The sequence below is a fragment of the Xenorhabdus beddingii genome, assembly GCF_002127545.1.
GTDB classification, from domain to species: Bacteria; Pseudomonadota; Gammaproteobacteria; order Enterobacterales; family Enterobacteriaceae; genus Xenorhabdus; species Xenorhabdus beddingii.
Window position 1 is genome coordinate 1 of record NZ_MUBK01000075.1, and the last position, 2,737, is coordinate 2,737.

The 2,737-nt window shown below is 41.1% G+C and carries 1 protein-coding gene and 2 pseudogenes; all 3 read right to left on the minus strand.

Annotation, left to right across the window (positions count from 1 at the left end):
* A pseudogene (locus tag Xbed_RS18255) lies at nt 1-467 on the minus strand (hypothetical protein); the annotation flags it as partial.
* On the minus strand, nt 448-2,394 hold the full coding sequence (locus Xbed_RS18260) for a lipase family protein (protein WP_086114252.1): 1,947 nt from the start codon (nt 2,392-2,394) through the stop codon (nt 448-450). The gene Xbed_RS18260 and the pseudogene Xbed_RS18255, both read right to left, overlap by 20 nt.
* A gap of 15 nt (nt 2,395-2,409) precedes the next feature.
* Nucleotides 2,410-2,737, minus strand: a pseudogene (locus tag Xbed_RS18265) (DUF4123 domain-containing protein); the annotation flags it as partial.

A 2,737-nucleotide genomic window follows, 5' to 3' on the forward strand; every position in this document is an offset into this window, starting at 1 on the left:
TTTTTTTTTATATATCCACCATCGAACTCTTGTGGTGCATTACCATCAATCACAAATGTCGTATTAAATCCAAAATTATCGTCAATAAGAGGCGCAATTGTTGACGTATCTTTCAGCTTCACTTCGAAAGCAATATTACTCAGTTTCCAATCACACTTCCCCCCTCCCTCCTGAGGGACACTGACCTCAACTTGATTTGACTGACCGATTGACAGAGGGTAGGTGGCACGATGAAAACCCGGAACAGAATACGATTTCATATTCGCGGTCCGGCGCTCTTTGCGACAAATTTTAGAACGGTACATGGCTGAAATGGGTAAGGCATCCAACTCATCAGGCATAGTGGCCGTAAAATGAACAGTCTCTCCATTAATCGGTGGAGAGAATGAGTTGCTTTGCGCGCATCCTTGTATGAAAAACACAGCAAGTAGGGAGAATAATACGCTTTTATTGCATAGAGATTTCATGGGTGCTTTCCTTATATCGCTCAAGAGCATGTTTCAATAATTCATCTTGGTTAACATCTTGTTTAAAAACATCGTGCAGTTTATTTTCGAGTGCCATAAAAGTGGTGTTACGTTTTGCACTCAGTGGAGAGGCATCGTGATGATGTATGATTTCATCAAATTTCCCTCTTGAATCTATTAGCTTAGGCGTTTTCGTTGGCTCTAAGAAACTGAGCAATTGATTATTTATAATGGCTTGATATTTACTGCCCATAAAGTGGTCTGTTGCCATCGTCATGATCGTATCTAAATCAGGATTATTCCATTGTGGGAAAATTTCATCGATAACAGACTTATCTCCCTTTAATGAGTTCACATATTCCTGTTGTTCTTTCTCTAGCCCTTTATCTAAGGAGTTAGCTAGGCTCGGAACTAAATAAAACTTATAGGTGCCATTCATTCGCCAACCTTTTTTACCCACAAAACCGATTCCATTCTTACTTGGAATTCTTTCTTCACCGAGTTGCCTCGCCTGGAAGAAACTCACGGTATTCCCTTGGTGATAATATACTTCACCAATTTCGGGGAGATATTTTTGTATTGGAATGGTGGGTAATGTGGCTAAGGTCCAGCTAAAGCCAAAAATGGTTCCTAGTGGCCCGTAAATTTCAAATAACCAGTTATCCATATTGGTATCAAATGGCACGCTCGTTACAGTATCAGCATCATTGACATGTCGGAAATGATTCAGTGACGTTAAGGCTTTGACTCCACTTCCCGTGAAGACTCTCGGCATTCCATACGTATAAAGGAGCGGGTTATTCTGTCTTAGCTCTGTGGCATGTAATAAAGCCAGTGCCCCCCCTAAACTATGCCCGCAGATATATAACTTTTTAATCCCAGAGTATGATTTATCTTTTATACTTTTAATTCTATTTATAAAATATTTCTCCATGCACTGATACGCTTCTAAAAAGCCCTTATGAACCTTGGCTTTTCCACCGGGAAGAATATTCTCCGGGCATGGTATGGGGCGATAAGTCCCGTCCGTAAGCGCATCTCTCAGGCTTGCCGTCCCTCTCCATGCCGCAATAATTTGCGTTTCATTTTCAACAAAAAACATTTGAGTATCATGCTCAAACGTTTCAGGCGTTTTCACTTGTTCAACATCCAGGAATATTGCCGGTCGATAACGTTCTTTAAATGGGACATCGTTTACAATCGCGGGATAAACGGAATGATCATTGATAACGGGGGCTTTTGATAAGTCAAAGCACTGCTGGTAGAAAAAAGAAGTGACCGTATCGGGAGTATTAATAAATTCCCTCATATCAATATCAGGAGAATCTGGGTCAACCATCACTTCATCCTTATACACCAATAGTGACATGAGTCCTAGGTTATACGCATTCACGATATCGTAGTTTGGTGTATGTTTCAGGATTAAAGACCATGCCCTAAACGGACAGACCTCAATCACATGACGTTGATTAAAATCCTCACCGTAAAACTCTAATCCTTTAAATTCATTTTCTTTCGGAAAATGGTAGTAAGGTAGCCCAAACTTAGCTTGTTCCCACTCTGCAATATCAGGGGCTTTGTCACACAACTCACCAATGACAGCATAACGATAAAAACAACCTTTGGATTCGGCATCTGGCTTTACTGTTGAATTAGATTCACCACGCAATGATCGTAATGGTCGTGTCTCCATCTCATCTGCAAGTTTTTGCCCACTGAGAAATAAACGTAAAGGAGAAGCAAGCAATTTTTCTGCTCGGATCATTCCGTTTCCATCCGTCATTCCCTTACGCTCAATTTTATTATTTTTTAAAATATAGGGCATATTAGAGATGGGTTTATTGTGTTCATCAACAAGCTGAATTTCTATTTTGTTCTTTAACATTCCCGGGCAATCAGGACAATAAACCGAATTAGCTTTACTCATAAATAGGTGCTCCTGTTATTTTTCTCGTTCCATAGCCAATAGATAATCCTGACCGGACATGTTTTCAATACGCTGTCCGGCTTCCAATTTTTGTCTCAACCACTGTTCAATCCGGGGTTCTAAACTGCCTTCTGGCTCATCCAATTTCTTCGCCATTACACCGTGGTTTTCCCATAAATCATTATAGAGGGAACTACTTAAGGCTTGCAGACCGTAGGGAGAACGTAACCAGACTGCCAACAAGTGCTCACCCAATGTAAACGGGATTTCGCTGTTACCTTCGCTACACGCGTCGGGACGGCAAAACCGCATTGGTTGCGGCCTGTCTATCAGCAGTTCTGTG